Origin of the sequence: Amycolatopsis sp. NPDC023774, from assembly GCF_040639695.1 — a bacterium.
In the GTDB taxonomy this organism is placed as follows: domain Bacteria; phylum Actinomycetota; class Actinomycetes; order Mycobacteriales; family Pseudonocardiaceae; genus Amycolatopsis.
In genome coordinates this window covers 521,900-546,284 of the sequence record NZ_JBFAAJ010000002.1, presented here as the reverse complement: position 1 = coordinate 546,284, position 24,385 = coordinate 521,900, and the positions used below count along the sequence as shown (strand labels likewise).

General features: G+C 71.9%; 27 protein-coding genes. 8 read left to right on the top strand and 19 right to left on the bottom strand.

The genetic code is table 11. From position 1 onward, the window contains the following. Positions 1–101: 101 nt before the first annotated feature. Positions 102–998, bottom strand: coding sequence for an oxaloacetate decarboxylase (locus AB0F91_RS08710; RefSeq protein WP_360596020.1), 897 nt, complete (start codon positions 996–998; stop codon positions 102–104). Between the two features lie 136 nt (positions 999–1,134). Between AB0F91_RS08710 and AB0F91_RS08705 the strand changes: the two genes are divergently transcribed. The 4 genes from AB0F91_RS08705 to AB0F91_RS08690 are packed head-to-tail and all read left to right on the top strand — an operon-like array spanning position 1,135 to position 6,319. Further along, positions 1,135–1,767: a GntR family transcriptional regulator gene (locus AB0F91_RS08705; protein WP_360596019.1), complete on the top strand. Its 633-nt coding sequence runs from the start codon at positions 1,135–1,137 to the stop codon at positions 1,765–1,767. Continuing rightward, on the top strand, positions 1,764–3,827 hold the full coding sequence (locus AB0F91_RS08700; protein ID WP_360596018.1) for a hydantoinase/oxoprolinase family protein: 2,064 nt from the start codon (positions 1,764–1,766) through the stop codon (positions 3,825–3,827). Before AB0F91_RS08705 ends, AB0F91_RS08700 begins: the two co-directional genes overlap by 4 nt. 3 nt (positions 3,828–3,830) lie before the next feature. Further along, positions 3,831–5,708, top strand: coding sequence for a hydantoinase B/oxoprolinase family protein (locus AB0F91_RS08695; RefSeq protein WP_360596016.1), 1,878 nt, complete (start codon positions 3,831–3,833; stop codon positions 5,706–5,708). Next, positions 5,705–6,319: an isochorismatase family protein gene (locus AB0F91_RS08690; RefSeq protein WP_360596015.1), complete on the top strand. Its 615-nt coding sequence runs from the start codon at positions 5,705–5,707 to the stop codon at positions 6,317–6,319. The genes AB0F91_RS08695 and AB0F91_RS08690 overlap by 4 nt, the downstream gene beginning before the upstream one ends. Before the next feature lie 66 nt (positions 6,320–6,385). Here AB0F91_RS08690 and AB0F91_RS08685 read toward each other — a convergent pair whose 3' ends face one another. From AB0F91_RS08685 to AB0F91_RS08660, 6 genes are all read right to left on the bottom strand, one after another. Beyond that, positions 6,386–6,583 (bottom strand): antitoxin, encoded by a 198-nt coding sequence (locus AB0F91_RS08685; protein ID WP_285968502.1) that lies wholly within the window; start codon positions 6,581–6,583, stop codon positions 6,386–6,388. Between the two features lie 114 nt (positions 6,584–6,697). Then, positions 6,698–6,997 carry a putative quinol monooxygenase gene (locus tag AB0F91_RS08680; RefSeq protein WP_360596013.1) on the bottom strand — a complete coding sequence of 100 codons (300 nt, stop codon included), beginning with the start codon at positions 6,995–6,997 and terminating at the stop codon, positions 6,698–6,700. A gap of 49 nt (positions 6,998–7,046) precedes the next feature. Then, entirely contained in the window at positions 7,047–7,313 is a 267-nt protein-coding gene (locus AB0F91_RS08675) for a hypothetical protein (protein ID WP_360596011.1), read from the bottom strand. Beyond that, entirely contained in the window at positions 7,310–7,540 is a 231-nt protein-coding gene (locus AB0F91_RS08670; RefSeq protein WP_360596010.1) for a non-oxidative hydroxyarylic acid decarboxylases subunit D, read from the bottom strand. The genes AB0F91_RS08675 and AB0F91_RS08670 overlap by 4 nt, the downstream gene beginning before the upstream one ends. 23 nt (positions 7,541–7,563) lie before the next feature. Continuing rightward, on the bottom strand, positions 7,564–8,985 hold the full coding sequence (locus AB0F91_RS08665) for a non-oxidative hydroxyarylic acid decarboxylases subunit C (RefSeq protein WP_360596009.1): 1,422 nt from the start codon (positions 8,983–8,985) through the stop codon (positions 7,564–7,566). Next, positions 8,955–9,560 carry a non-oxidative hydroxyarylic acid decarboxylases subunit B gene (locus tag AB0F91_RS08660; RefSeq protein ID WP_360596007.1) on the bottom strand — a complete coding sequence of 202 codons (606 nt, stop codon included), beginning with the start codon at positions 9,558–9,560 and terminating at the stop codon, positions 8,955–8,957. Before AB0F91_RS08660 ends, AB0F91_RS08665 begins: the two co-directional genes overlap by 31 nt. A 76-nt stretch (positions 9,561–9,636) precedes the next feature. Here AB0F91_RS08660 and AB0F91_RS08655 point away from each other — a divergent pair, with 76 nt between their 5' ends. Continuing rightward, positions 9,637–10,044 (top strand): MarR family winged helix-turn-helix transcriptional regulator, encoded by a 408-nt coding sequence (locus AB0F91_RS08655; RefSeq protein ID WP_360596006.1) that lies wholly within the window; start codon positions 9,637–9,639, stop codon positions 10,042–10,044. A 45-nt stretch (positions 10,045–10,089) separates the two neighbouring features. Further along, positions 10,090–11,184, top strand: coding sequence for a CaiB/BaiF CoA-transferase family protein (locus AB0F91_RS08650; protein WP_360596005.1), 1,095 nt, complete (start codon positions 10,090–10,092; stop codon positions 11,182–11,184). 136 nt (positions 11,185–11,320) lie between these two features. On the opposite strand, the gene AB0F91_RS08645 is transcribed toward AB0F91_RS08650, so the two are convergent. Beyond that, complete coding sequence (locus AB0F91_RS08645) at positions 11,321–11,509, bottom strand: hypothetical protein (RefSeq protein WP_360596004.1); 189 nt, start codon at positions 11,507–11,509, stop codon at positions 11,321–11,323. Beyond that, positions 11,491–12,300 carry a LysR family transcriptional regulator gene (locus tag AB0F91_RS08640; RefSeq protein ID WP_360596002.1) on the bottom strand — a complete coding sequence of 270 codons (810 nt, stop codon included), beginning with the start codon at positions 12,298–12,300 and terminating at the stop codon, positions 11,491–11,493. Before AB0F91_RS08640 ends, AB0F91_RS08645 begins: the two co-directional genes overlap by 19 nt. A 4-nt stretch (positions 12,301–12,304) precedes the next feature. Between AB0F91_RS08640 and AB0F91_RS08635 the strand changes: the two genes are divergently transcribed. Both AB0F91_RS08635 and AB0F91_RS08630 read left to right on the top strand, forming a co-directional pair. Next, the gene (locus AB0F91_RS08635) at positions 12,305–13,549 is read left to right on the top strand and encodes an MFS transporter (protein ID WP_360596000.1); all 1,245 of its coding nucleotides are present in this window, start codon (positions 12,305–12,307) and stop codon (positions 13,547–13,549) included. Between the two features lie 10 nt (positions 13,550–13,559). Next, a complete protein-coding gene (locus tag AB0F91_RS08630; protein ID WP_360595998.1) occupies positions 13,560–13,952 on the top strand; it encodes a PPOX class F420-dependent oxidoreductase in 393 nt (130 codons plus the stop codon). Between the two features lie 614 nt (positions 13,953–14,566). Here AB0F91_RS08630 and AB0F91_RS08625 read toward each other — a convergent pair. From AB0F91_RS08625 to AB0F91_RS08580, 10 genes are all read right to left on the bottom strand, one after another. After that, a complete protein-coding gene (locus AB0F91_RS08625; protein ID WP_360595996.1) occupies positions 14,567–16,126 on the bottom strand; it encodes a metallophosphoesterase family protein in 1,560 nt (519 codons plus the stop codon). A 171-nt stretch (positions 16,127–16,297) separates the two neighbouring features. Beyond that, positions 16,298–16,834, bottom strand: coding sequence for an HD domain-containing protein (locus AB0F91_RS08620; RefSeq protein ID WP_360595995.1), 537 nt, complete (start codon positions 16,832–16,834; stop codon positions 16,298–16,300). Then, a complete protein-coding gene (locus AB0F91_RS08615) occupies positions 16,831–17,652 on the bottom strand; it encodes an inositol monophosphatase family protein (protein ID WP_360595993.1) in 822 nt (273 codons plus the stop codon). Before AB0F91_RS08615 ends, AB0F91_RS08620 begins: the two co-directional genes overlap by 4 nt. Further along, positions 17,649–18,854: an alpha-D-ribose 1-methylphosphonate 5-triphosphate diphosphatase gene (locus tag AB0F91_RS08610; RefSeq protein ID WP_360595991.1), complete on the bottom strand. Its 1,206-nt coding sequence runs from the start codon at positions 18,852–18,854 to the stop codon at positions 17,649–17,651. Before AB0F91_RS08610 ends, AB0F91_RS08615 begins: the two co-directional genes overlap by 4 nt. Next, positions 18,851–19,585, bottom strand: coding sequence for an ATP-binding cassette domain-containing protein (locus AB0F91_RS08605; protein WP_360595989.1), 735 nt, complete (start codon positions 19,583–19,585; stop codon positions 18,851–18,853). Before AB0F91_RS08605 ends, AB0F91_RS08610 begins: the two co-directional genes overlap by 4 nt. A 5-nt stretch (positions 19,586–19,590) precedes the next feature. Continuing rightward, positions 19,591–21,408, bottom strand: a complete 1,818-nt coding sequence (locus tag AB0F91_RS08600) for an alpha-D-ribose 1-methylphosphonate 5-phosphate C-P-lyase PhnJ (protein WP_360595987.1) — start codon at positions 21,406–21,408, stop codon at positions 19,591–19,593. Beyond that, entirely contained in the window at positions 21,408–22,517 is a 1,110-nt protein-coding gene (locus tag AB0F91_RS08595; protein WP_360595985.1) for a carbon-phosphorus lyase complex subunit PhnI, read from the bottom strand. Before AB0F91_RS08595 ends, AB0F91_RS08600 begins: the two co-directional genes overlap by 1 nt. Continuing rightward, positions 22,517–23,113, bottom strand: a complete 597-nt coding sequence (gene phnH / locus AB0F91_RS08590; RefSeq protein ID WP_360595983.1) for a phosphonate C-P lyase system protein PhnH — start codon at positions 23,111–23,113, stop codon at positions 22,517–22,519. The genes AB0F91_RS08595 and phnH overlap by 1 nt, the downstream gene beginning before the upstream one ends. Further along, positions 23,113–23,547 carry a phosphonate C-P lyase system protein PhnG gene (locus tag AB0F91_RS08585; protein WP_360595981.1) on the bottom strand — a complete coding sequence of 145 codons (435 nt, stop codon included), beginning with the start codon at positions 23,545–23,547 and terminating at the stop codon, positions 23,113–23,115. Before AB0F91_RS08585 ends, phnH begins: the two co-directional genes overlap by 1 nt. Next, positions 23,540–24,289: a GntR family transcriptional regulator gene (locus AB0F91_RS08580; RefSeq protein WP_360595979.1), complete on the bottom strand. Its 750-nt coding sequence runs from the start codon at positions 24,287–24,289 to the stop codon at positions 23,540–23,542. Before AB0F91_RS08580 ends, AB0F91_RS08585 begins: the two co-directional genes overlap by 8 nt. Positions 24,290–24,385 lie beyond the last annotated feature (96 nt).

Sequence of the window (24,385 nt, the reverse complement as noted above, 5' to 3'; positions counted from 1 at the left end):
GCCAAGCGGCGGTCGGCTCCAGGGCACCGGGCTCGAAGCAACCGGAACACGATCCCGGGTCTTCGAGCCCGGCCAACCTGATCACCGCACGAAAACCCTGATCACTCCCCGGAAAACCGCTGCTCCAGCTCACTCACTTCGGGCAGTCCGATCAGCGTCGTGAACTCGTCGAACGTCGGTACGCCCGGCAGGGCGGCCGTGGGCGTGCCGTCGCGGCGGATGACGTCGAGCAGGGAGCGGATGCCGGCCGTCGCGGCGAGCAGGGTGCCGATGGGGTACAGCACGAGCGAGAAGCCGAGGTCCGCGATGCGCGACAACGGCAGCGGCGGGGTCCGGCCGCCTTCGGCCCAGTTGAACACCAGGGGCGCGACGCCGCGAAGCTCGGTGGCCACGCGCTCGATGCTCTCCTCGCTCGTCGGCGCCTCCACGAACAGCACGTCGGCGCCCGCGTCGGCGTAGGCCTTGGCGCGGCCGAGGGCGTCGTCGAGGCCGTGGACGGCGGCGGCGTCCGTGCGGGCGATGAGGACGAAGTCCGGGTCGCGCCGGGCGGCGGCGGCCGCGGCGATCTTGCCGACCATCTCCTCGCGCGAGATCACGGCCTTGCCCGACATGTGACCGCACTTCTTGGGCATCACCTGGTCTTCGAGGTGGATCGCCGCGACGCCGGCCTGCTCGTACGCCCGCACGGTGCGCACCACGTTGATCGCGTTGCCGTAGCCGGTGTCGGCGTCGGCGATCACGGGCACGTCGACGGCCGAGACGATACGCGTCGCGTTGTCGATCATCTCCGCGCCCGAAAGCAGGCCCACGTCCGGGCGCCCGATCAGCGACGCGGTGGTGCCGAAGCCCGTCATGTACACGACGTCGAACCCGGCCTGCTCCACCAGTCGGGCCGAAAGCGCGTCGTACGCCCCGGGCGCGACCAGCGGCGGGCCTGCGGTCAGCAGCTCGCGCAGGCGTTTGCGCGGGGTTCCGGCGGTACCGAGCAGATTTCCCACGGAATTCCTCCTTGTATACATCCATCGCAAAACTACGCCGTAAGGCTTGCGTCGGACAACCCTTCCGCCTAGATTGCACACAATCTTCGAGACGAGGTGACGGGTGACACAGGCGGCGACTTCATCGGGACGCGCGGTGGACGCATTGCGCGAGCTGATCCTGAAGGGCGACTTCCCGGCGGGCGCCCGGCTCGGCGAGGTCGAGCTGGCCGTCCGGCTCGGTGTGAGCCGGACGCCGGTCCGCGAGGCGCTGACCCGCCTCGCGGCCGAGGGCCTCGTGGAGATCGTCCCGAACCGCGGGGCCCGGGTCAGCCGGTGGACCGTTGCCGAGCTGGAAGGCGTGTTCGAGCTGCGCACGTTGCTGGAACCCCAGCTCACCGCGCTCGCCGTGCCCCACGCGACCGAGGCTGACCTGGCCGCGCTCGACGAGCTCGCCGGGCGCATGGTCGAGGTCGGGTGTCCCGGACCGGGACAGGACCTCGACGCGCTGATGCCGATGAACCGCGAGTTCCACGCCAAGCTCGTGGAACTCGCCCGGCACCCGGCGCTGGCCGGCGCGCTCGCGAGCGCCATCCACGCGCCGATCGTGCTGCGCAACTTCCACACCTATGACGAACAGTCCCTGCGGCGCAGCCTCGCGCACCACGTCGAGATCGTCGCCGCCCTGCGCGCCGGCGACCCCGAGTGGGCGCGGGCTGTGATGACCGCCCACATCCGCAACGCCCGCGCCGTGATGGTGCGGGCGGCCGAGAAGCAGGAGAGCACATGAGTTATCGGCTCGGTGTCGACGTCGGCGGCACCTTCACCGACGTGCTGCTGGTCGAGGAGACGACCGGCGGCACCTGGCGGGCGAAGACCCCGTCCACCCCCGCCGACCAGTCGGTCGGCGTCCGCAACGGCATCGCGAAGGTGTGCGCCGACGCGGGCATCGCGCTGAGCGAGGTCGCGCAGGTGCTGCACGGCACGACCGTGGCCACCAACGCCATCCTCGAAGGCAAGGGCGCCCGCGTGGGGCTCGTGACCACGCGCGGGTTCCGCCAGGTGCTGCAGATCGCGCGCTCCTACGTGCCGGGCGGGCTCGCCGGCTGGATCATCTGGCCGAAGCCGGAACCCTTGGCGGCGCTGGAGAACACCGTCGAGGTCGACGAGCGCATCGCCAGCGACGGCGCGGTGATCCGCGACGTCGACGAGGCCGACGTGCGGGCCCAGCTGGAGAAGCTGCGCGGCCGTGACATCCAGGCGCTCGCCGTGTCGCTGATCAACTCCTTCGCCGACTCCGCGCACGAGCGCCGCGTGGCGGAGATCGCCGCCGAGGTGCTGCCCGGCGTGCCGGTGTCGCTGTCGTCGGACGTGCTGCCGGAGCTGCGCGAGTACGAGCGCACGGTCACCACCGTCGCCAACGGCTACGTGCAGCCGCAGGTCAAGAAGTACGTGGAGACGCTCGCGAGTGAGCTCGCCGGCAGCGGCGTGGCCGGTGAACTGGCCATCCTGCGCAGCGACGGTGGCCTCTCGGCAGCCGGCGCCGCCGTGGCCGCCCCCGTGACGATCCTGCTGTCCGGCCCCGCCGGCGGCGTGACCGGCGCGGTGTGGGTGGCCGAGCAGTGTGGCCACCGCGACCTGATCACGTTCGACATGGGCGGCACGTCCACCGACGTCGCGCTCGTGCAGGACCTCAATCCGCGCATCGGCCGCGAGACCCAGGTCGGTGATCTCACCGTGCGGGCATCCAGTGTGGACGTTCGCACGGTCGGCGCCGGCGGCGGTTCCATCGCCCACGTACCGGAACTGACCAAGGCCTTGCGCGTCGGCCCGCAGTCGGCGGGTGCCGACCCCGGCCCTGCCGCGTACGGCAAGGGCGGCACCGAGCCGACGGTGACCGACGCCAACGTGGTCCTCGGCTACCTGCCCGCGCAGCTGGCCGGCGGCGAGATCACGCTCGACGTCGAGGCCGCCCGCACGGCCGTCGCCAAGGTGGCCGACGCGATGGGCCTGCCGAGCGTCGAAGCCGCGGCGGCCGGGATCATCGACATCGTCAACGAGAACATGCTCGGCGGCCTCCGGCTCGTCTCGGTTCAGCAGGGCTTCGACCCGCGTGACTTCGCACTCGTCGCCTTCGGCGGCGCGGGCCCCCTGCACGCCAACGCCCTCGGCAAGCTCACCGGTGCGTGGCCCGTGATCGTGCCCCCGTCACCCGGCGTGCTGTGCGCGCTGGGCGACGCGACCACGAGCCTGCGCGACGTGTCGGCCCGCACCGTGCTGCGCCGCTTCGCCGACCTCACCGGCGCCGAGCTGGTGCAGATCCTGCGCGAACTCGGCGACGAAGCCGGCGGACGGCTCGTGGAGCAGGGGCTCGACCGCGCCGGTCAGACGCTCGGGTTTCAGGTCGACGTGCGCTACCACGGCCAGGGGTTCGAGATCCCGGTCGAGGTCGACCCCGCGTCGCTGGAGGCGCCCGACACCGCGCTCGACCGGCTGGCCAAGCACTTCGACGCCGAGCACGACCGGCTGTTCTCGTTCCTGCTCGACGTCGACCACGAGCTGGTCAACGCCCGCGCCACCGTCACCGGCCCGCGCCCGTCGGTGGCGCCGGTGACGCTGCCCGAGGGCACCGGCGATCCGGCCGCCGCGCTGGTGGACACGCACCCGATCCACGTGTCGGGCAAACAGCTCGACGCGAAGGTCTACGACCGCGCGAAGCTCCTCGCCGGTGACGTCGTCGCCGGGCCCGCGATCGTGACCGAAATGGACTCCACAACCCTCGTCCTGCCCGAGCACGCCGCCACCGTGCACGCGTCCGGCAGCCTGCTGATCACCCCGCTGGAGGGCTGAACCTTGGCTGAGATCATCGAGACCGCCACCGGCACGATCACCAAGTCCGAAGTGGACCCCGTCACCCTCGACCTCATCGAGAACGGGCTGCGCAACGCTCGTTACGAGATGGACGAGGTGCTCTTCCGCACCGCGCTCTCGCCTGGCATCCGCGAGCAGCACGACGAGTTCCCACTCATCGGCGACTCGAGCGGCAAGATGGTCGTCGGCCAGTTCGGACTGTCCATCCCGGACTTCCTCGACGGCTTCGACGACACCATCGAAGAAGGCGACGTGCTCATGACGTCGGACCCGTACGCGTGCGGCGCGGCGATCAGCCACGCCAACGACTGGCTGATCGTGATGCCGATCTACCACGAGGGCCGGCTCGTCGGCTGGGCCTCGATGTTCGGGCACATGTCCGACGTCGGCGGCAAGACCCCGTCGTCGATGCCCACCGACGCGCGCACGATCTACGAAGAGGGCGTGGTCGTCCCACCGTTCAAGCTGTACAGCAAGGGAAAGCTCAACGAGGACGCCCTGCGGATCATCCTCAACCAGGTCCGCATGCCCGACTGGAACCGCGCCGACCTCAACGGGCTCGTCGCCGCCTGCCGCACGGCGTCGCGCCGCGTGGTGGAGATGTGCGACCGGTTCGGCACCGCGACCTACCTGTCCGCTTTGGACGCTCTGCTGCGGCGCAACTACGACGCCATGAAGATCCTGCTGCAGACGGTGTTCGAAGACGGCAAGACGATCAGCTTCACCGACTACATCTGCGACGACGGCGTGGGTTTCGGCCCCTACGAGCTGAAACTCTCGCTGACCCGCACCGGCGAGAAGGTGCACCTGGACTTCACCGGCAGCTCGCCGCAGGCCGCGGGGCCGATCAACTACTACATCAACGAGAACCTTACCCGGATGTTCTTCGGGATCTACATGATCACCGTGGCCGACCCGCAGATCCTGTGGAACGACGGGTTCTATCCGCTGGTCGACGTGACCATTCCGGACGGTTCCTACTGGAAGCCGAAACATCCCGCGTCGCTCAACGGCCGCAACCACGGCATCGGCCGGGTGTTCGACCTCTTCGGCGGCCTGCTCGGCCAGACGAACCCGGCGCTGCTCAACGCGGCGGGCTTTTCGTCCAGCCCGCACTTCATGTACTCCGGTCACTACTCCTCGGGCGAGCGCAAGGGCGAGTGGTTCCAGCTGTATTCGATCGGCTTCGGCGGCATCCCCGGCCGGCCGCTGGGCGACGGGCCCGACGGGCACTCGCTGTGGCCGAGCTTCGTCAACATCCCTTGTGAGTACCTGGAGTCCTACTATCCGTTGCGCATCGAACGCTGGGAGACCGTCGCCGACACCGGCGGCGCGGGCCTGCACCGCGGCGGCAACGGCGTCGACGTGACCTATGTCTTCGAAGAGCCCGGCACGATCGCGATCCACGACGACCGCTGGCTCACCTACCCGTGGGGCGTCAACGGCGGCGCGCCCGGCGCCCGCGGGACCAAGTGGATCGACCGCGCGGACGGCACCAAAGAAGTCCTGCCCAGCAAGTGCCACGACGTCCCGGTGCACACCGGCGACGTGCTCCACTTCGTCACCTGGGGTGGCGGCGGCTGGGGCGATCCGCTCGAGCGCGACCCCGCGCTGGTGGGCCTGGAGGTCGAACGCGGTCTCGTGACGCCGGACGGCGCGCGCGGCTACGGCGTGGTCGTCGCGGTGGACGGCACTGTGGACACCGACGCGACGAAGACGTTGCGCGATCAGCTGCGCGCGTCGCGGCCCGCGGAGCTGCCCGTGTTCGACATGGGGCCGCCGATCGAGGAGCTGCTGGCCAACTGCGAGGCGGAGACCGGCCTGCCGGCACCGCAGCGCCCGGTCTGGTCGGCGACGTGAGCGGGCCGCACGGGTCCGCGTTCTCCGGCCGGCTCGGCTGGGGAGCGCGGCCCGCGCTGCTCGTGATCGACCTGGTGCGCGCGTACACCGAAGCCGGCGGGCCGTTCGAGCTGCCTGGCCCAGGGCCGGCGATCGAGGCGACGCGGGCGTTGCTCGAAGCCGCGCGCGCGGCCGGGCACCCGGTGGTGTGGACCTCGGTGGTCTATTCGCGCGGCCTCGCCGACGGTGGGCTGTTCGTGGAGAAAGTCCCGGCGCTCAGAGCGTTCGCCGACGGCACCGAAGGCGGCTGGGGCGAGATCGGCCCGCTGAAGCCCGAGCCGGGGGAAGTCGTGGTGGCCAAGCAGTACGCGTCGGCGTTCTTCGGCACCTCACTGGCGTCCTCCTTGCACACGTCCGGTGTGGACACTCTGGTCGTCACCGGGGTTTCGACTTCCGGCTGCGTGCGAGCGTCCGCAATGGACGCACTGAACCACGGGTTCCGGCCCAAAGTCGTGCGCCAGGCATGCGCGGACCGCACGGAAGCCGTGCACGACAACAACCTTACGGACCTCGACGCGAAGTACGCCGACGTCGTGGACCTCGACGAGGCACTCGAGCGACTGGCCGGATAAGCCACGAGGGGCCTCCCGGCCGGCTCGGGATACCGGCGGGGAGGCCCCTCTGTGGTGCGGCCGCGACTACTGCTGCTGCTGGTCGTCGCCGCCGAAGCGTTCCTTCAGCTTGTCGGCACCCTGGTGGATCTGGTCGCCGTGCTTGCCGCCGGTCTTCTCGTCGGCGAAGTCGGCGGCCTTGTCGACGCCCTGGCCGACTTTGTCCGGGTGCTGGCCCGCGAACTCCTGCAGCTTCTCCTTGGCCTTGTCGAACATGCCGTCCATCTCGCGCTCCCTTCCGTCGTGCCGAATTCCGGTGGACGTTCCGAGGAGTACCCAGGAGTTGTCCGGGTCAGCCTCATTGTCCCCTCATCGGGTGAGGTGGGAGCGAAAGGTTTTTCAGTTGAAGCGGCCGGCTCCGTCGATGTAGGACACCTTGTCGACGGTGATCCCGCCGTCGAGCAGCTCGTCGGCCCGCGCGACCAGGCCGCGCAGCGCGTCGTTGCCACTGTGGACCTTCAGCGCGTCGAGGTCGGCGAACATCTCGTAGAAGACGAACTCGTCCTCACGCTTGTTCAGCAGGTAGAGCAGTGTGCCCTCCTCCTGCCGAGCCGCGTCGACGAGCCCGCGCAGCAGCTGCTCCACCTCCGCCTCTTTGCCCGCTTTGGGACGGATGTAGGCGATCTGCGCGACTGTCATTCCTGACCTCCAAGACGAGGGTGTTCCCGGCTGTCCCAACCTACTGGGTTCAGGGCGTGACGGTGCGGTGGTGTTGGAAAGGCCATTGCGCCACCGGACGGGCGAGCAGCCCCTCCGGCGGGTCGGGCAGCCGCGGGGGAACGGCGGTCCAGCGCGCGATGACAACGACGCGGTCCTGGCCGCCCAGGTAGACGTCGGCACCGGCGAAGTGCTCCGTGGCCGTGAGTTCCGGCACGGCGGTGGCCTCGACCCACGCCAGCAGGTCCTGCTGGCGGCCCGGTGCTGCGCGGACTTCCCACATCAGTGTGTCTCTCATGGCCGCGACTCTAACGGCGGCACCGTGGGCACGTCAGTGGCGGAGGCGATGTCCTGCGCGGTCAGGCGGAACGCTTCGGGATAGTGCGCACGCCGGGTGCGGCGGGCCGGTTCCGTGCTGCGCCAGGAGTAGCGGCAGCGCGCGCACTGGTGGACGGTCCACACCCCGGGCACGGGAGAGTCGGCGAGCTTCGCGACGTCGGGGTGGTCACAACGGGGGCAGGTCACGGGCGGGGCTCCTTCCGGGGCGGTCATCGGGCGGCCAGCCGGCGCAGTTTGTCCACCCACGCGGCGGTTTCCGGCAGGTCCTTCACCGGCTGGCTGAAGTGGCCGCGCTCGTCCGGGGCAACGGGGGTGGTCGCGTCGATGATCATCTTGTGGGTGATGCCGGCCGGGTCGGCCGCCGGATCGAGGGCCACGACGGGCAGGTTCGGCAGCACCATCACGTCGCCGGCGGGGTTGACCTTGGTGGACACCGCCCACATGACACGGGGCAGGTCGAACGGGTCCACGTCCTCGTCGACCACGATCACCGTCTTCAGGTACCCGAGGCCGTGCGGCGTGGTCATGGCGCGCATGCCGACTGTCTTCGCGAAGCCGCCGTAGCGCGACTTCGTGGAGATGACCGCCAGCAGGCCGTGGGTGTACATGGCGTTCACCGCCTCGACCTCGGGGAACTCCGCCGTGAGCTGCTGGTGGACCGGCACGCAGGTGTTGGCGGCCATGAGGAAGTCGATCTCGGTCCACGGCATGCCGAGGTAGAGCGACTCGAACACCGGGTGCGTGCGGTAGGAGATCCGGTCGATGCGGATCACGGGCATGCTGCGCCCGCCGGAGTAGTGGCCGGTGAACTCGCCGAACGGGCCCTCCAGCTCGCGGCGCCGGCCGACGATCACGCCTTCCAGCACCACTTCCGCGCCCCACGGCACGTCGAGGCCGGTCAGCGGCGCGGCCGTGACCGGGGCGGGCGCACCGCGCAGGGCACCGGCCAGCTCGTACTCGTTCTGGTCGTAGGCCAGGGGAGTGGCGGCGACGATGGGGATCACCGGGTCGTTGCCCAGCGCGATCGCCACCGGCAGGTCTTCGCCCGCGCGCTCGGCCTTGGCCAGCTGCAGCGCGATGTCGTGCATCGGGACGGGCTGGATGCCCAGCTCGGCGCGGCCTTTCACCTGCAGGCGGTAGATGCCGACGTTCTGCTTGCCGTCGTTGCCCGGGTCCTCGGGATCGCGCGAGACGACCGCGGCCTTGTCCAGGTAGAAGCCGCCGTCGCCGTCGTTGAGGCGGAACAGGGGCAGCACGGAGAACAGGTCGACGTCGTCGCCTTCGAGCACGTTTTCCGCCCACGGCGGGTCTTCGCGGCGCTCCACGGGCACCGGGAAGGCCTCCCAGCGGCGGATGAACTCGGCGACCTGGTCCTTCACGCCCGTGCCGGCGGGCAGCCCGAGCGCGAGCGCGTGGTTGGCCCAGGAACCGTGGACGTTGAGGGCGACGCGGGCGTCGGTGAAGCCTTCGAGGTTGTCGAAGTACAACGCGGGGGCGGCGTCGCCCAGCTTCGGTGCGGCGTTGGCGGCCGCGGCGAGGTCGGGCTCGGGGGAGACCTGCTCGGTCACCCGGAGCAGCTGGCCCTCTTCGTCGAGCGTGGTCAGGAACGACCTGAGGTCGTCGTGGGGCATGGGTCCTCCTGCGGGTTGAGCCCGGTCCAGCGGCGGGCCGCGGGCGCGGTCAGGCCGAACTGGTCGAGCACGCGCGCGACGACGTGGTCGAGCACGTCGTCGAGCGACTGCGGGTGGTTGTAGAAGGCCGGCATCGGCGGCACCATGACCGCGCCCATGCGGGTGAGCGCGAGCATGTTTTCCAGGTGGATCTCCGAAAGCGGCGTCTCGCGCGGCACCAGCACGAGCTTGCGCCGCTCCTTGAGCACCACGTCGGCGGCGCGACCCAGCAGGCCGTCGGCGTAGCCGGTGCGGATGCCGGCGAGGGTTTTCATGCTGCACGGCACCACGATCATCCCGTCGGTGCGGAACGAGCCCGACGAGATCGAAGCCGCCTGGTCCTCGGGTGAGTGCACGACGTCGGCCAGGTCGCCGACTTCGCGCGCGGACAGCGAGGTCTCCAGGTGGATGGTGGTGCGGGCCCAGCGGCTCAGCACCAGGTGCGTCTCGACGTCCGGCATCGCGCGCAGCACCTCGAGCAGCCGGATGCCGAACGGGGCGCCGGTCGCGCCCGTCATGCCGACGATCAGCCGCACGGTAGCACCTCCTCGTGGTTCTTCCGGCCAACAAGTTCGTACACAAACCGTTTGCATTCATACTAACATGGCGATCATGACGAGCCGGATGGACGAGTCGGTCTTCCACGCGCTGCGGCGCGCGATGCAGGAGCACGGCGCCCGTTGGCAGGCGAAGCTGCCGGGGCTCACGAAGCCGCAATACGCCGTGCTGGTGGCGATCTCGGAGACGCCGGGGCTCGACCAGGCATCGGCGGGGCAGCGGGCGGCGACAGACAAGGCGACGCTCGCGAACCTGCTGCTGCGCCTGGAAGAACGCGGATTGATCACGCGCACGGTGGGCGCCGATCGCCGCCGCCGCGAGCTGCGGCTCACGCCGGCGGGGGAGGAGCTGCTCGCCACGGCGACGCCCGTCGTCGATCGGGTGAACGAGTCGATGCTCGCGCCGCTCGACGACGAGGAACGGCGCCAGCTCGTGGCGCTGCTCACCAAACTGGCTCTCTGAGGCCCGGTAGGGTCGGGCGATCGGCACCGGAGCTGAGGAGGGCACGTGGCGGGACCGCTGAGCGGACTGAAGGTCGTGGAGCTGGCCGGGATCGGCCCGGGCCCGCACGCGTGCATGGTGCTCGCCGACCTGGGGGCCGACGTCGTGCGCGTGGAGCGTCCGTCGGGCTCGCTCGACCTCACGGGCGGCAAGGCGGACCCGTTGCTGCGCGGCCGGCGCTCCGTCGCGGCCGACCTGAAGACGCCTGAAGGCCGCGACCTCGTGCTGCGGCTCGCGGCGAAGGCCGACGTGCTGGTGGAGGGCCTGCGTCCGGGCGTCACCGAACGCCTGGGCGTCGGCCCGGCCGACTGCCACGCGCTCAACCCGCGGCTGGTCTACGGCCGGATGACCGGCTGGGGCCAGGAGGGCCCGCTCGCGCAGCGCGCCGGGCACGACATCAACTACATCGGGCTTGTCGGCGTGCTCAACGCGATCGGCCGCGCGGGGGAACGGCCGGTGCCACCGCTCAACCTCGTGGGCGACTTCGGCGGCGGGTCGATGTTCCTGCTCGTCGGCGTGCTTTCCGCGCTGTGGGAACGAGAGCGCACGGGGCTGGGACAGGTCGTGGACGCCGCGATGGTCGACGGCACGAGCGTGCTCGCGCTGATGGTCTGGTCATTGCGCGGACTCGGCGTGTGGTCCGACGAGCGCGGCGTGAACCTGCTCGACGGCGGCGCGCCCTTCTACGACACATACGTGTGCGCGGACGGCCGCTACGTCGCCGTCGGCGCGCTGGAGCCACAGTTCTACGCGGCGCTGCTCGCCGGGCTCGGCCTGGAGGCCGCGGATCTCCCTCCGCAGCTGGAGAAAACGAGCTGGCCGACGCTGCGGGCCGAGTTCACCAAGGCGTTCCTCTCGCGCACGCGCGACGAGTGGGCCGAGGTGTTCGGCAGCGTCGACGCGTGCGTCACCCCGGTCCTGGAGCCGGACGAGGTCGCGGCGCACCCGCACATCGCGGCGCGCGCCGGCCTGGTCGAGCTGGACGGCGTGCTGCAGCCCGCCCCCGCGCCGCGGTTTTCGCGGACGGCACCCGGTCTGCCGTCTTCGCCGCCGAAGCCGGGCGCCGACACGGACGCGGTCATCGCCGACTGGGGCGTGTGACGGGCACCGGGGCCTCACTGCGTCGCGGGGCGAGGGCCGGCACGGCCAACACGACCACGGCGCCGCACGCGCCGACGAACACGAACACGAACACCGCCGTGTAGCCCAGCGACGGGGAGACCTGGCCGATCGACAGCTAGCCGAAAGAGTCGGCGAGGCGGCCGGCGCTGTAGCAAAGGCCGATAGCGCTTGCGCGGATCTCGGCGGGGAACAGCCTCGGGGTGTGGGAGGAGACGAGCGCGACGAGCGTCTGGTTCAGTGCGGCCGCGAGGAAGCCGAAGATCATGATGGCGGCGGGGGCGAACGTCAGTCCCTTACGCGACACCCGCGCCGGCGAGGCCGCTCGCCCACCTCTCGCAGCGACACGCGCTCGTGCCCGGCGAGGGCGTCTCCGACCGGGACGGCCAGCAGCAGCGACTCGGTGAACAGCGGCTCCACCACGAGGTCCGACTCGGTCGGTGTCACCGACGAGAAGGCGGCGTCGGCGTCGCCGCGCAGCAGCGTCTCGACGACGCCCGTGGCCGGGCTTTGCGTGCAGCGCAGGCGCAGTTCGAGGCGTTCGGCAAGCAGGCCGGCGAGCACACCCGGCAAGAACCGGCGACCCGGGTGAGTACGTGTGCGCGATCCGCAGGAGCGCTGCGGCTCGCCGGCGTCCGCGAGCGCCGCGCCGACCGCGTCGGACTGCGCGCGCAGCACGGCGTCGGCCTCGCGCACCAGCACGTGCCCCGCCGGCAGCAGCCGCACGCGGCGGCCGTCCTGCTCGACCAGCCGGATCTCCAGCTTCCGCTCCAGTGCGCGAATCCCGCGCTGGACCGTCGCCACGCTCACGCCGAGCTCCGCGGCGGTCTGCCCGGAGTGCTCGGTGCCGGCGAAGCTGCAGCAGCAGCTCCAGGTCCGCGAAAGTGACTTTGCCGGTGCGTCCGTCGTCCACCCGTCCGATTGTCCGCCGAGGGCCGAAGTGCGGATGTCGCTGCGAACGTCGCTTTTCCGGGCTGGTCGTGCGGGGTGTCGTTCCACCAGCGGCGATGGAAGTGCCGGGCGGTGTGAGAGGAGTCCGAAAGTACCGGTGCCGCTGCCCCGATGGTCGTCTCGGCGGCCCGGTCCCGTTATCGTCATCCGGATGCGGGGGCTGGGGGCGGAGTTCCGACGGCTGTGGTGGGCGTTCACTGCGAGCGAGACGGGCTCGGCCATCGGTTACGGCGCGATGCCCCTCGTGGCGGTGCTGATTCTGCACGCATCCGCCGCCGAGGTGTCCTTGCTCGCCGCGATCCCCGGCCTCGCCGGCGCGCTGATCTCCCTGCCAATCGGCGGGTTCGTGGAGTTCCGCCGCAAACGGCCGGTGATGATCACCGCCGACGTCGTGCGCTTCGTGGCCCTCGCGAGCGTGCCGGCGGCGATCGGGCTTGGCGTGGTGTCACTGGCCCAGTTGTACGTGGTCGGAGCCGTGCAGACCGCTGCGCTCGTCGCGTTCAGCGCCGCCAGCGGCGCGCACCTGCGGGCGTTGGTGACCGCGCGCCAACGCGCCGAAGCCGCCAGCCGATTCGAAGCCACGAGCTGGACGGTGAACTCCGCCGGGCCACCCGTCGGCGGAGCACTGGTCTCGCTGACCGGCCCGGCCGTGACGATGCTGATCGACGCCGTCTCCTACCTCGCCTCCGCGTTCGGCGTGCGCTCGCTCCGCAGCCCCGAACCCCCGCCGCCCGCGCGCACCACACCGGCGCACGCCGGCCGCGACCTGCTCGAGGGCTGGCGCTACCTGTTGCACAAGCGCGAACTCGTGCTGCTGTTCGCCAACGCGCTGCTCTTCGGCTCAGCCGTGCTGGCCATCTCGCCGCTGGAGACCGTGTTCCTGCTCGACGACCTGGACTTCGCGCCGTGGCAGTACGGCCTCGTCATCGGCCTGCCCTGCCTGGGCGGCGTCCTCGGCGCCCGCCTCGCACCTCGGCTGGCGGCGCGCTTCGGCACGCGCCGGGTGCTGGTCTGGTCGGGGATCGCCCGCACACCATGGGTGCTGGCCATTCCCTTCGTCGGGCCGGGGCTCGGCGGCGTGCTCGCGTTCCTGACGATCGACACCCTGCTGCTGCTCGGCGCCGGGGTGTTCAACCCGCTGTTCAGCGCCCACCGCATGACATTGACGCGCGAGGACATGATGGCGCGGGTTCTGGCCGGCTGGTCCGCCGGCGCCCGCCTGGTCCGGCCGCTGTTCATCGTCGCCGCGGGCGTCCTCGCGGGCGCCACCGATGTCCGTGTCGCGATCGCCGCCGCGGGTGTCCTCTGTGTTCTCAGTGCCGCGTTGCTCCTGGTCCCCGGAACCCGGGAAACCAGCCCGGATCCTGACTCGATAACCCCCTCGTCCGACGGCTAGCGTGAGACCCATGGATCTCCCCGCCGGTCTTCTCGCTCTGCTGGAACGGCCGAGCCTGTGCTTCATCGCCACGACCATGCCCGACGGCTCGCCGCAGCTGACGCAGACGTGGGTGGACACCGACGGCAAGCACATCCTCGTCAACACGGTCGCGGGTTTCCGCAAGGTGCGCAACATCGAGCGCGACCCGCGGGTGGCGCTGAACATCGCGGACGCTCAGCATCCGTTCCGCTACTTCACCGTCCGCGGGCGCGTGCTGGAGGCGACCACCGAGGGCGCGGCCGAGCACATCGACAAGCTCGCGCACCGCTACACCGGCCGGCCCTACGCGTGGTACGGCGGCCGCGACCAGGTGCGGCTGCTGCTGCGCATCGAGGCCGAGCACATCGGCTCGATGGGCTGAGCCGCTGCGCGGTACAGCCGGCGGTGGGGAACTCGACTGAGCTTTGGCCGCTCAACGGGAGTGCTACCTCCACCTCGGCGGCCCCCAACCACCCAGGCACGCACGGCCCGGCAATCCTCGACCTGTTCACGCGGGTCGGCCGGCTCGCCCCCGAGGAGCCTCTGTATCCCGACGACTTCCGCGTTCACCGGCTGGCTCGCGGTGTCGTCACCGAACAAAGCGACCCCTCCTCTCCCCGGTTGTCGCCACTCTGGAAGACGCGGGCCGGCGCAGCCGTACCGGCAAAGGCTCGTGCCCGTGGGTGATGAAGGACGCCACGGGCGCAACTCCTCGACTGCACGTCGCGCGCGGCGGGATCGAACACGCAGGGGTCGCGCTGCGGTCCATCGGCGGGCGCTCCTCGACGGCCGGTGCGTCCACAGAGGACGGTTGTCCTGGCGCCGGTCCTGGGAACCGTAGCGCGCGACCGAACGGAACCGTGCCCGGGAAGGGGTACGGGTGATCATTCCGGGTGAAGCGCGTCAAGAGGGGTCGACCCGCCGTGAACTCGCCCGGCCGCGGAAAGGGCGCCATCCCGGCCCACCCGGATGGCGCCCCGCCCTCGGAGATTCCGCTCAGCCGTCGGAACGGCGCCGGTGCAGCGAGAACTTCTCGAACACCGAAAGCTCGCCGTGCGGCTTGTTCACGTTGTAGTAGGTCACGTGCATGGTCGTGGTGTCGCCGCGGTGGCGGCCCGGGTCCACGGTGAAGGACGCGAAGCCGTAGGGGTGCTCCTCGTCGCGGACCGCGCTCCACACGGCCTGCTCCTTCACGTACGTCGACACGCGCTTGCCCGTGCCCGGGTCGGCCTTCGCGGAGACGGCGGTGATGACCTTGCCCGTGCCGTCCTTGAAGAAGCTGCCGTTGGTCGTGCCGGAGACCCCGCCGCCACCGAGGATCATGTGCACGGTGCCGTGCGAGGCGTCGATGTTGTCGGTCGCGCTCGAGACCGGGTTCGGCGTGAGCGTCTCGCTGCCGGAGACCACGCCGTGCACGGCCAGCGAACGCTCGTAGTCGTGCTCGTGCCCGCACAGCACCAGGTCCACGCCGTACTGGTCGAACAGCGGCCCGTACTTCTCGCGCAGGCCGAGGTCGGCGCCGTTGGCGTCCGAAGTGCTGATCATGACCTGGTGCATCGCCACGACGATCCAGTCGATGTCGTGCGACGCGCGGGCCGCGGCCAGCTCCTTCTTCAGCCACGCGAGCTGGCGGCCGCCGGAGTAGCCGTTGATGTAGACGTCCCCACCGTCCTGCAGGGCGTTGTCGTCGTTCTGCAGCACGATCACGCGCACCGAGCCGACGGTGAAGCCGTACCAGAGGCCGGCCAGCTCGCGGTCGGTCTCGGTCGAGGGCAGCTGGAAGTAGGCCTGGTACGCGCCGAGGCCGATCTCGCCGTTGAGCTTCTCGATTTCGTGGTTGCCCGCGGCGGGCATCCACGGCCGGTAGCGCGCGGAGCGGGTGTTGTTGGTGAAGAAGTTGTTCCACGTGCGCACGCGGTCGACGTCGAGGTTCGCGTAGCAGAGGTCGCCGTTGAGCAGGTGGAACAGCGGCGCGACCGTCTCGATGCCGGTGACGATGTCCTTGGTCGCCGGCGTGGAGTTCGCGTCGAGGCCCACGGCGCCCTTGGCGTCCCAGGTCACCTGCGGCGCCGACTGGTCGCCGAAGCTCGTGAACGTGAAGGCCGAGCGGCCGCTCGGAGCCGTGCGGAAGGTGGCCGCGTCGGGCGTCGCGCCGTCGTGCTGCGCGGCGTAGATGTACTCCGTGCCGGGGCGCAGCCGGTCGAGCATCGCGTGGTGGACCCACACGGTGCGGCCGGACGTGCCGTCGACGTAGGTGCGCGTGTCGGCCTGCGCCACAGCACCGAAGCCGCCGTCGAGCGTCCCGTACAGCACGCGCGGCTTGCGCACGGAGGCCTCGGTGATCCACGAGACCACCATCTGGCGCGCGGGGTCACGGCCGAAGGTGAGGTGCAGGCCCTGCACCGGCGTGGTGCCGGACCCGACCTGCGGCACGAACGCGGCGCTCTGCGGCGCGGCGGCGGCCACCCCGGTGCCCAGCAGGGGCACTGCGGCGCCCGCGCCCAGCAGGCCCAGAGCCCCCCGGCGGCTTACGGTGTGTTTGCTGGTCTCGGACATGACCCTCCTCGGCTTCGGCCAGCAGAACCTAGGCGCGCCGGCCGACGCGGTGATGAACGAGACCTGTCGGCCGCGTGAAGTGTCTCCGAGCGCGGGCGTCCGCCTTGAGCCGGATGGTCCGATCAGGACACCCGCGCACCGGAACTTTCGGGCATAGGCGGCGAAATCGCCTCAGCGGCTCGCGAGGAACCGGGTGTACGCGGAGACGACGTCGTCGGTGGTGAGCACCGGGCCGTCCGGGTCCTTGGCGTCGTCGTCCCAGCGGCGGACGAGCACGGCTTCCGCGGCGCCTGCGTGCGAGGCGAACTCCGCGACTTCCTGAGGCGTCATCGGGCCGCCCTGCACCTTCAGCGACGCGACGGACGCGGGGGACAGGTGGTCGTGGTACTCGGCGTCGGTGGCGACGAGGTAGCGCTTGGCCGGCACGTGCTGCGCGATGATCCACGCGGCACGTTCGCCGAGGTGGCGCCGGGCGAACTCGGCGCCGGACAGCTCGTGCGGCAGGCCCGGCCACTCGTCGCGGACGGCGCGGGCGCGGCCGATGTCGTGCAGCGTCGCGGCGAGGACGAGCTCGTCGTCGCCGCCGTGCCGCGCGGCGAACCAGCCGGCTTGCAGCGCGTGGGTGCGCTGGTCCACGGCTTCGCCGCCGTAGGGCAGGCCGGCGAGGCCGTCGAGGAGCTCGGCCAGCTCTTCTCGGGTGAGGGTCACGACTTCTCCTTCAGAGTGCTCACGAGCTCTTCCGCGAGCTCGCGGGTGGCGGCGACGACGCCGGACCAGCGGCGCGTCAGGTCGGGGTCGATCTCCAGCGGACGGCCGTTCACGTCGAGCACGGCGCCGCCGGCGGCGGGGACCATGACCATCGCCGCGGCGAGGTCCATGATCCGGTGGGTATCGGAGCCCGCGTCGGCGAACGCGTCGGTCGAGCCCTCGGCGACCAGGGCCGCCTCCAGGCAGCTGGTGGACAGGATCCGCACGCGCGAGGCGCGCTTGGCCACGCGCCACCACGCGTCGTCGTCGGAGCCGTGGGGGCGCAGCAGGCTCACGGCCGCGCCGTCGAGCTCGCGGCGGCCGGTGGTGCGGTACGGCGTCGGCCGGCCGGCGACGGCGTGCCAGCAGCGGCCGGTGTCGAGCCAGCAGGTCAGGGCCTCGGTCGCGACCCCGTCCACCGCCACGACCCCGGCGAACGCCGAGAGCGGCACGCCGGCGGCCGCGTTGGCGGTGCCGTCGACCGGGTCGACCACGAGCGTCACAGGCGAACCGTGGTCGATCACACCGATCTCTTCGCTGAGCAGGTTCACGCGATGCTTCTCGACGACCTCGGCGACGGCGGTGTCCACGAGGATGTCCAGCCGCATCGTCGGCGTCCCGTCGGCGCCGATCTGCACCTTTTCCGCCAGTTCCGCACGGGTGTGCTTCGCCCGGGCCACGGCGAACGCGGCGACGGCCGCGCGGGTGGCGTCGGCGAGAACGCGGTGCGTGCCCTCGGGGATCACCGGTTCGGGTACCGGCCAGCCGATGAAACTCATGCGTTGCTCACCAGGGTGGTGTGGACGACCGGCCACTTCGGGCCCGCCGCGATGAGCGCCAGGTCGGCGCGTTGACCGGGCTCGAGCCGGCCGCGGTCGCCGAGTCCAGCGACGGCCGCGGGACCGCTCGTGACGAGCCCGACGGCTTCGGGCAGGGTCACGAGGCCGTCGTCGGCGAGCGCGAACGCCGCCGCGAGCAGGCCTGAGGGCAGGTAGTCCGACGCGAGCGCAGTGACCAGGCCCAGCGCGACGAGGTCGCGGCCCGACGCGTTGCCGTTGTGCGAGCCGCCGCGCAGCACGTTCGGCGCGCCCATCACCACGGGCAGGCCGCGCTCGCGGGCCGCCTGCGCCGCATCGACGGTGGTGGGGAACTCGGCGACCGAGCCGCCGCGCGCCACCAGCTCGCCGATCTCCCCGGCCGACGCCGGATCGTGGCCCAGAAGGCGGATCCCGCCCGCGCGGGCCTGCTCGCCGAGCCACGCCATCGCGTCCTCGCGCACGCCGAGCCGGCCGTCGCGCTCGGAGATCAGGTTGGTCACGTGGTCCGCGGCCTCCTGCGCCGACAGCCCGCGCACGCCCATGAGGTAGCGCTCGTAGTAGCTGCGGTCGGCGTACTGGCCCTGGCCCGGCGTGTGGTCCTCGTGCGACACGAGCGGCGCCACCCCGGTGTCGGGCGCCGACGCGAGCCGCTCCTGCAGCGCCTGGAGCCCTTCGGGGGAGCGGACGTCGAGCCGGTACAGGATCCGGTGGTCAACCAGGTTCGCCGAGCGCTCGTCCACCGCGTGGCACACGTCGTGGGCGCGCTCGACCGTGCGGGCCAGCCCGCGGCCGTGGCTCTGCTCGAACCCGGCGCCGTGGAACACCGTCGTCACGGCCGCGGCGCGCAGCTTGCCCTCGAAGGACAGGAGCGCGAACTCCATCGGCAGCTCGGCGCCGGGCCGCGGCAGACGCTCCTTCTCCAGCCCGTCGCTGTGCACGTCGACCAGGCCGGGCACACACAGCAGGCCCTGACCGTCCACATCGGTCTCGACGCCGGGCGGGTGCGGCTCCACGGCGGCGAGCACGCCGTCGCGCACCGCCACGAGCGCGTCGTCGAGCACCCGATCCGGCAGCACCGCGCGCACGTGCCCGAGCACGTAGTCCGCGGGTGGCCCGCCGAGCGTCCACCGATCGGTTCGGGACTCGAACACTTGCGTGGTCATGCCATCTCCAGGATTTCTTCAGGCGCGCCGTCGCGGGCGATGCGGCCGTCGCTCATCAGCACGACGCGGGAAGCCAGGCGCCGCATGGCGTCGAGGTCGTGGAACACCGCCAGCACAGCCACGCCCCGCGCGGTGAGCGAGGCGATGAGTTCCAGGGCGGACTCGCGGTTGGCCGGGTCCAAAGCGGACACCGGCTCGTCGAGCAGCAGCAGGCGCGGCGGCCGGACGGTGCCCGCGGCGAGGTTCACGCGCTGGCGTTCGCCACCCGAGAGCACCGAGCAGTCGACGTCCCACAGCGCCTCGTCGAGGTTGAGGCGGTTCAGCGCTTCGGCGGCGGCTTCCCGCGCCTCGGCACGGTCCACGCCCCGCCGCCGGGCCGTGGCGGCCACGACCTCGAGCGGCCCGGTACGCGGGGGAGCGGCCAGGAACTGCGACACGTACCCGAATTCGCGCCCGCGTACCCGCGCCATCGCCCGATCGGGCAGCTTTGTCAGCTCGAGCTCGGTGCCGTCGGCGGTGCGTAGCCCGACCGAGCCGGAGTCGGGCAGGTAGGTGCGGTTCACGCAGCGCAGCAGCGACGACTTCCCGGCACCACTGGGCCCGGCGAGCGCCACGTGCTCGCCGGCGCGCACGTCGAGGTCGACGCCGTGCAGCGAGTGCACGGTCCGGCCGTCGATCGTGTGCAGCGTGAACGACTTGCGCAGGCCGCGCAAGGACAGGACGGGGGACACGGGGGTCACCTCCGGGCCGCGGCGACGAGCCGCTGGGTGTAGGGGTGGTGGGGGTCGTGGAAGAGCTGGTCGGTCAGGCCACGCTCGACCACGCGGCCGAGCTGCATCACGATCGTGCGGTCGGTGAGCGCGTCGATCACCGAGAAGTCGTGGCTCACGACCACGGCCGCGATGTCGCGTTCGGACAGCAGGCCGCGCAGCAGGTCGAGCACACCAGCGGCCACCGACGCGTCGAGCCCGGTGGTCGGCTCGTCGAGCAGCACCACCGGCGGCTCGGTGGCCAGTGCCTTGGCGATCTGCACGCGCTGGCGCATGCCGCCGGAGAACGTGCCCACGGGGTCGTCCATCCGCGACAGCGGCACCTCGACCCGGTCGAGCAGCTCGGCCGCGCGCCGGCGGATGTCGTGGTAGCCGCGCCAGCCCGCCGCGGTGAGGCGCTCGGCGATGTTACCGCCCGCGCTCACGCGCAGATCGAGCCCGTCGGCCGGGTTCTGGTGGACCACGGCCATCGAGTCCACGCGCAGGCCGCGCCGCCGCGCGTCCGGCAGGGTCAGCAGATCCGTCCGGCCACCGTCCACAGTGGCCAGCCGGACCTCGCCGGCGGTGGCGCGTTCGTCGCCGATCACGCACGCCAGCACGGTCGACTTGCCGGAACCCGACTCGCCGATCACGCCCAGCGCTTCGCCCGGAGCGACGTCGAAGGACACGTCCCAGGCCGCCACGATCGCGCCCGTCGCGGGGCTGACCGCCGTGCCGTGCTCGGGGCCGGTGCCGGGCACCGCGTCCACGCCGCCCGCGCCGTGCACCTTGCCGATGCCGCTGACCTTCAGCGCCCACTCGGGTGCGTCCGCGGCGATCTCGCGGCGCGGCATCTCGCGGTGCTCGGCCGTCCCGGCGGTGCGGGCGCGGCGGCGCGGGTCCGGCAGCAGGTTCAGCGGCGCGCGGTGGTAGTGGCCCGTCACGTCGGCATCACCGGCGCGGACGCGCGCGCACCACTCCGTGTCGCTGCAGGCGTAGGCGCCGCTCGTGCCGGCGGCCACGAGGAACGCGTCGTCGCGGCCGCACAGCTTGCACACCGCGCCCGGCGTGTACTCGACCTCGAACGGCACGTCGTCGAAGGTCAGGGGTGTCACGTCGGTGTTCGGCGGCACGGCGTAGATCCGCTTCTCGCGGCCCGCGCCGAAGAGGTTCAGGTGTGGCGACTGGTGCAGCCGCGGGACGTCCCAGCGCGGGATCGGCGTCGTGGCCATCACGTACCGGCCGCCGACGAGCACGGGGTAGCCGGTGGTGCGGGTGATCATGCCGTTGCGGACGAGGTCCTCGTACAGGCTCACCCACATCGCCGAATAGTCGCCCTCGGCGTGCATCCGGCCGCACTCGGCCATGGACTTCTCCACGCCGCGCAGCGGTTCCGGCACCGGTACCTGGTACACGAGCACGTCGCCTTCCGACAACGCCTCCTCGGGCACGCGGTGTCGCGTTTGGACGATGGTGGCCTCGCGCGTGTCGGCCGTCTCGGCCGCGCCGGTGGTGGCGGCGATCATGCGGCGCAGGTTGGTGGCGTTCACGCCGGCGTCGTCGCCCTGGTCGATCACCTTCACGGTGTCGGTCGTGCCGACCACCGCGAGGGTCACCTGCAGGCCGCCGGAACCCCAGCCGCGAGCCACCGGCATCTCGCGGGCGCCGAAGGGCACCTGGTACCCGGGCACGCACACCGCGGTCAGCGCCGCGCGGCGGACCTCACGCTTGCCGCCCTCGTCGAGGATGCCCGTCGGTTCGGCGACGGCTGCCAGGTCGGTGAGCAGTTGTTCGGTCGTGCTCATCAGCATTCTCCTCCGAAGGACTCCGACTGCCGGGGCGCCGGTCCTTCACCGGCCGCGGCCTGCAGCGCCCTCTTGCGTTCCACCATCGAGCGGAACGTGACGTAGTGCGGGAGCTTGAGGTGCTCCAGGAAACCGCCGGAGTCGAGCCCGTCGGTGGTGAGCAGCAGCAGCTGCTCGAGCGGGCCGGACTTGCCGAAGCGGCGGTTGGCGATGTCGAGGTTCGCCATCGCGATGGCCTTGCGCTCGTTGTGGCCGAAGCACAGGCCGTAGCCCACGTCGAAACGGCTGCGGTCCTCCTCGGCGCCGTCGAGGTCCTCGATGGCCTCGGCCTCGGTCACGCGGAAGTTCCCGACGGACACGGGGTTCCCGGTGTGCGGGTGCTTCACGCGCAGCGGCAGACGGCCGTGGCGGACCTCGCCGAGCGTGACCTCGTGGAGGTTGCCGTCGGGTCCGAGGATCGAGCGGTACCACAACGACACCAGCGCGCCCGTCTCCGCGCGCGCCATGGCGGCCAGCGCGGCCGAGCGCGGAGCCGGCGGCCGGGCGGGCTTGCGGGTGAGGTCGAACGGCTCGGCGTCCTCGGCCTCTCCGCGGTGATCCACGGCCAAGTCGAGCTCGCGCAGCAGGTCAAGGAACCGGCGAGGACGGCGCTGCTCGTCCGTGCGTGGCTTCGCGGTGCTCGCCACGTGTTCGGCGGCCTCGGGCGGGCCGGCGGGCTTCTCGAGCAGCCGCCCGGTGTAGTCGGTGGTGCGGCCCAGCAGCTGCGGGCCGTCCGGCTCGCGGAACGCCGGTACGATGCGGCGCAGGATCAGCAGGTCGTCCGGGTCCACCGGCTCTCCCACGGCCAGCCGCGGCAGTGTGGAGCGGTAGGCGCGCAGCAGGTGCGACGCCTCCAGCGGGTCGCCCTCGGCCTGGCGGAACGCCGCGGCGGCGGTGTCCTCGTCGAACAGGCCGGCCTCGCCCATCACGCGGTCGACCGCGAGCCGGAACCGCGCGACGATCTGCTCGGTGTCGGCCCACGCCACCGGCGCGTGGTCCCGGGCGCGGCGCACCAGGTCTTCGGCCGCGAGAATGGCTTCGAGCCCGCCGCGGGCTCCCGAGTACCCCATCAGTCCTCCTCGACAATCGTGGTGGTGCGCGGCAGGCCGACGACGCGGCCGTCGTCCGTCACCAGCAGCACGTCGATCCCCGCCGGGTAGCCGGCCACGGCTTCGGCGCGCGCGGCGACGAACCCTTCGGGCAGGCCACGCGGGGCCAGGGTCAGTTCGCCGGGCACCCCCGGCCCGGAAATCCGCCAGCGGCGCTCGCCGCCGTCCACATCGGACACCGCGAGGGCGGCCAGCGCGGCGTCCTCGGGGGCCGGCGCGGTGCCGCGGCACAGCCGGGTGATCTCGCCGGCGGTCACCAGGCGCACGGCGGCGACGAGCCGGGCGAGTTCGAGCGGCCGCCTCGGCGCGGAGGTCGCCAGCGTCACGGTGTCGGCCCACTTCGTGCGCTCTTCCAGCACGCACACGCCGGTGCCGAGGTCGGCCAGCGCGAGCACCGGGAGGACCGCGGGGTCGGTTACGCGCACCAGGTCCGGCGGCAGGCCCTGCGGCGCACCTGGCCGGGAAAGCGCTTCCAGCACGGTGCGGAACACCTGCTGGGACTCCGCGGGACGCAGGACCGTGCCGGCCGCGGCGGTGGCAGCGGAGGTCAGGGCCATCACGTCAGCTCCTCGAACTCGACAACGGTCGGGGCCAGCTCGGCCCATTCGCGTTCTTCGCGCTCGACCAGGCGGCGCGCGACTTCCCGGCACAGTTCGTCCACTTGGGACGCGCGGGTCCGGCCGGCCTCGACCTCGGCGTCGAGCACCGCGGCGGCGAGCGTTGCCGCGCGGTCGTCGCCGAGGCGCATCGCCCAGCCGCGGTGCCCGGCGAGCTCCACCTCCGCGCGGCACGCGAGCACGTCGCCGAGCAGGAACCGTTCGTCCGCGACGGGTTCACGCACCTGCGCCTGCACGCAGCCGACCTCCGGCGCGAGCAGCACACGCACGTCGGCGCCGTCGGCGAGGCAGGCGTCGGCGAGCGCCCGCAGTTCGCCGGGTTCGGCTTCGGCCAGCAGACCGCAGCGCTCCTCCCGGCCCAAGGGGTCAGTCACCCTGTTCTCCTTCGTGTTTCGCGGGGAAGGCCGGATCTTCCAGCTCCACCACCACGCGGACGGCGTCCATGCGCGTCCACGCGCTGCTGGTCATGAGCACCCGGCCGGACTCGGCGTCCCGGTTCACGCTTTCGATGCACCACACCGGGACCCTGGCCTCGATCTGCAGGCCGCGCAGCACCTCGGCGGGCGGGAGGTCCACACTCGCCCGGAACCAGGCGCGCACCGGCTGCACGCCGCCCAGCTGCCGCAGCACCAGGTCCACCGACTCCACGCTGTGCAGGGCGAGGTCGAGGTTCGGGGCCACGTCGACCGGGATCAGCTCCTCGGTCCAGGAAGCGAGCAGGTCGTCGATGTAGAAGTGGCGGATCACCCGGTGCACGGGCGAGCCCACCGGCCGCTCGAGTTGCCGGGCGGCCGCCTCGCAGGCCTCGACGCGTTCCACGCCCTTGATCTGCGACCGCGGCGTGGCACCGGCCGCCGCCACCGTGGCGTGCCAGGACGGCGGCCGGCGGTGTGAGATCACGTAGTCGATGCGCCGGCTCACGAACGTGCCGGCGCCTTGCACGCGGCGCACGAGCAGCCGCCGCTCCAGCTCCTGCAGGGCCGAACGGGCGGCCGCCCGGCCGACCCCGAAGCGGGTGGCGAGCTCCGGCTCGCTCGCCACCCGCGTCCCGGGTGCGTAGGCCACCAGCTCGGTGGCCAGCTGGTCGGCGATGTCGAGGTACCTCGTCGAGGTCATGTCGTTCACAGTGCTCGCGGGGCTTGTCCGGACAACTGCGCCGTGGCCAACGCCCGCACGCCCGAAGGTGAACATCGGTGACAGTTGTTGCCGGCG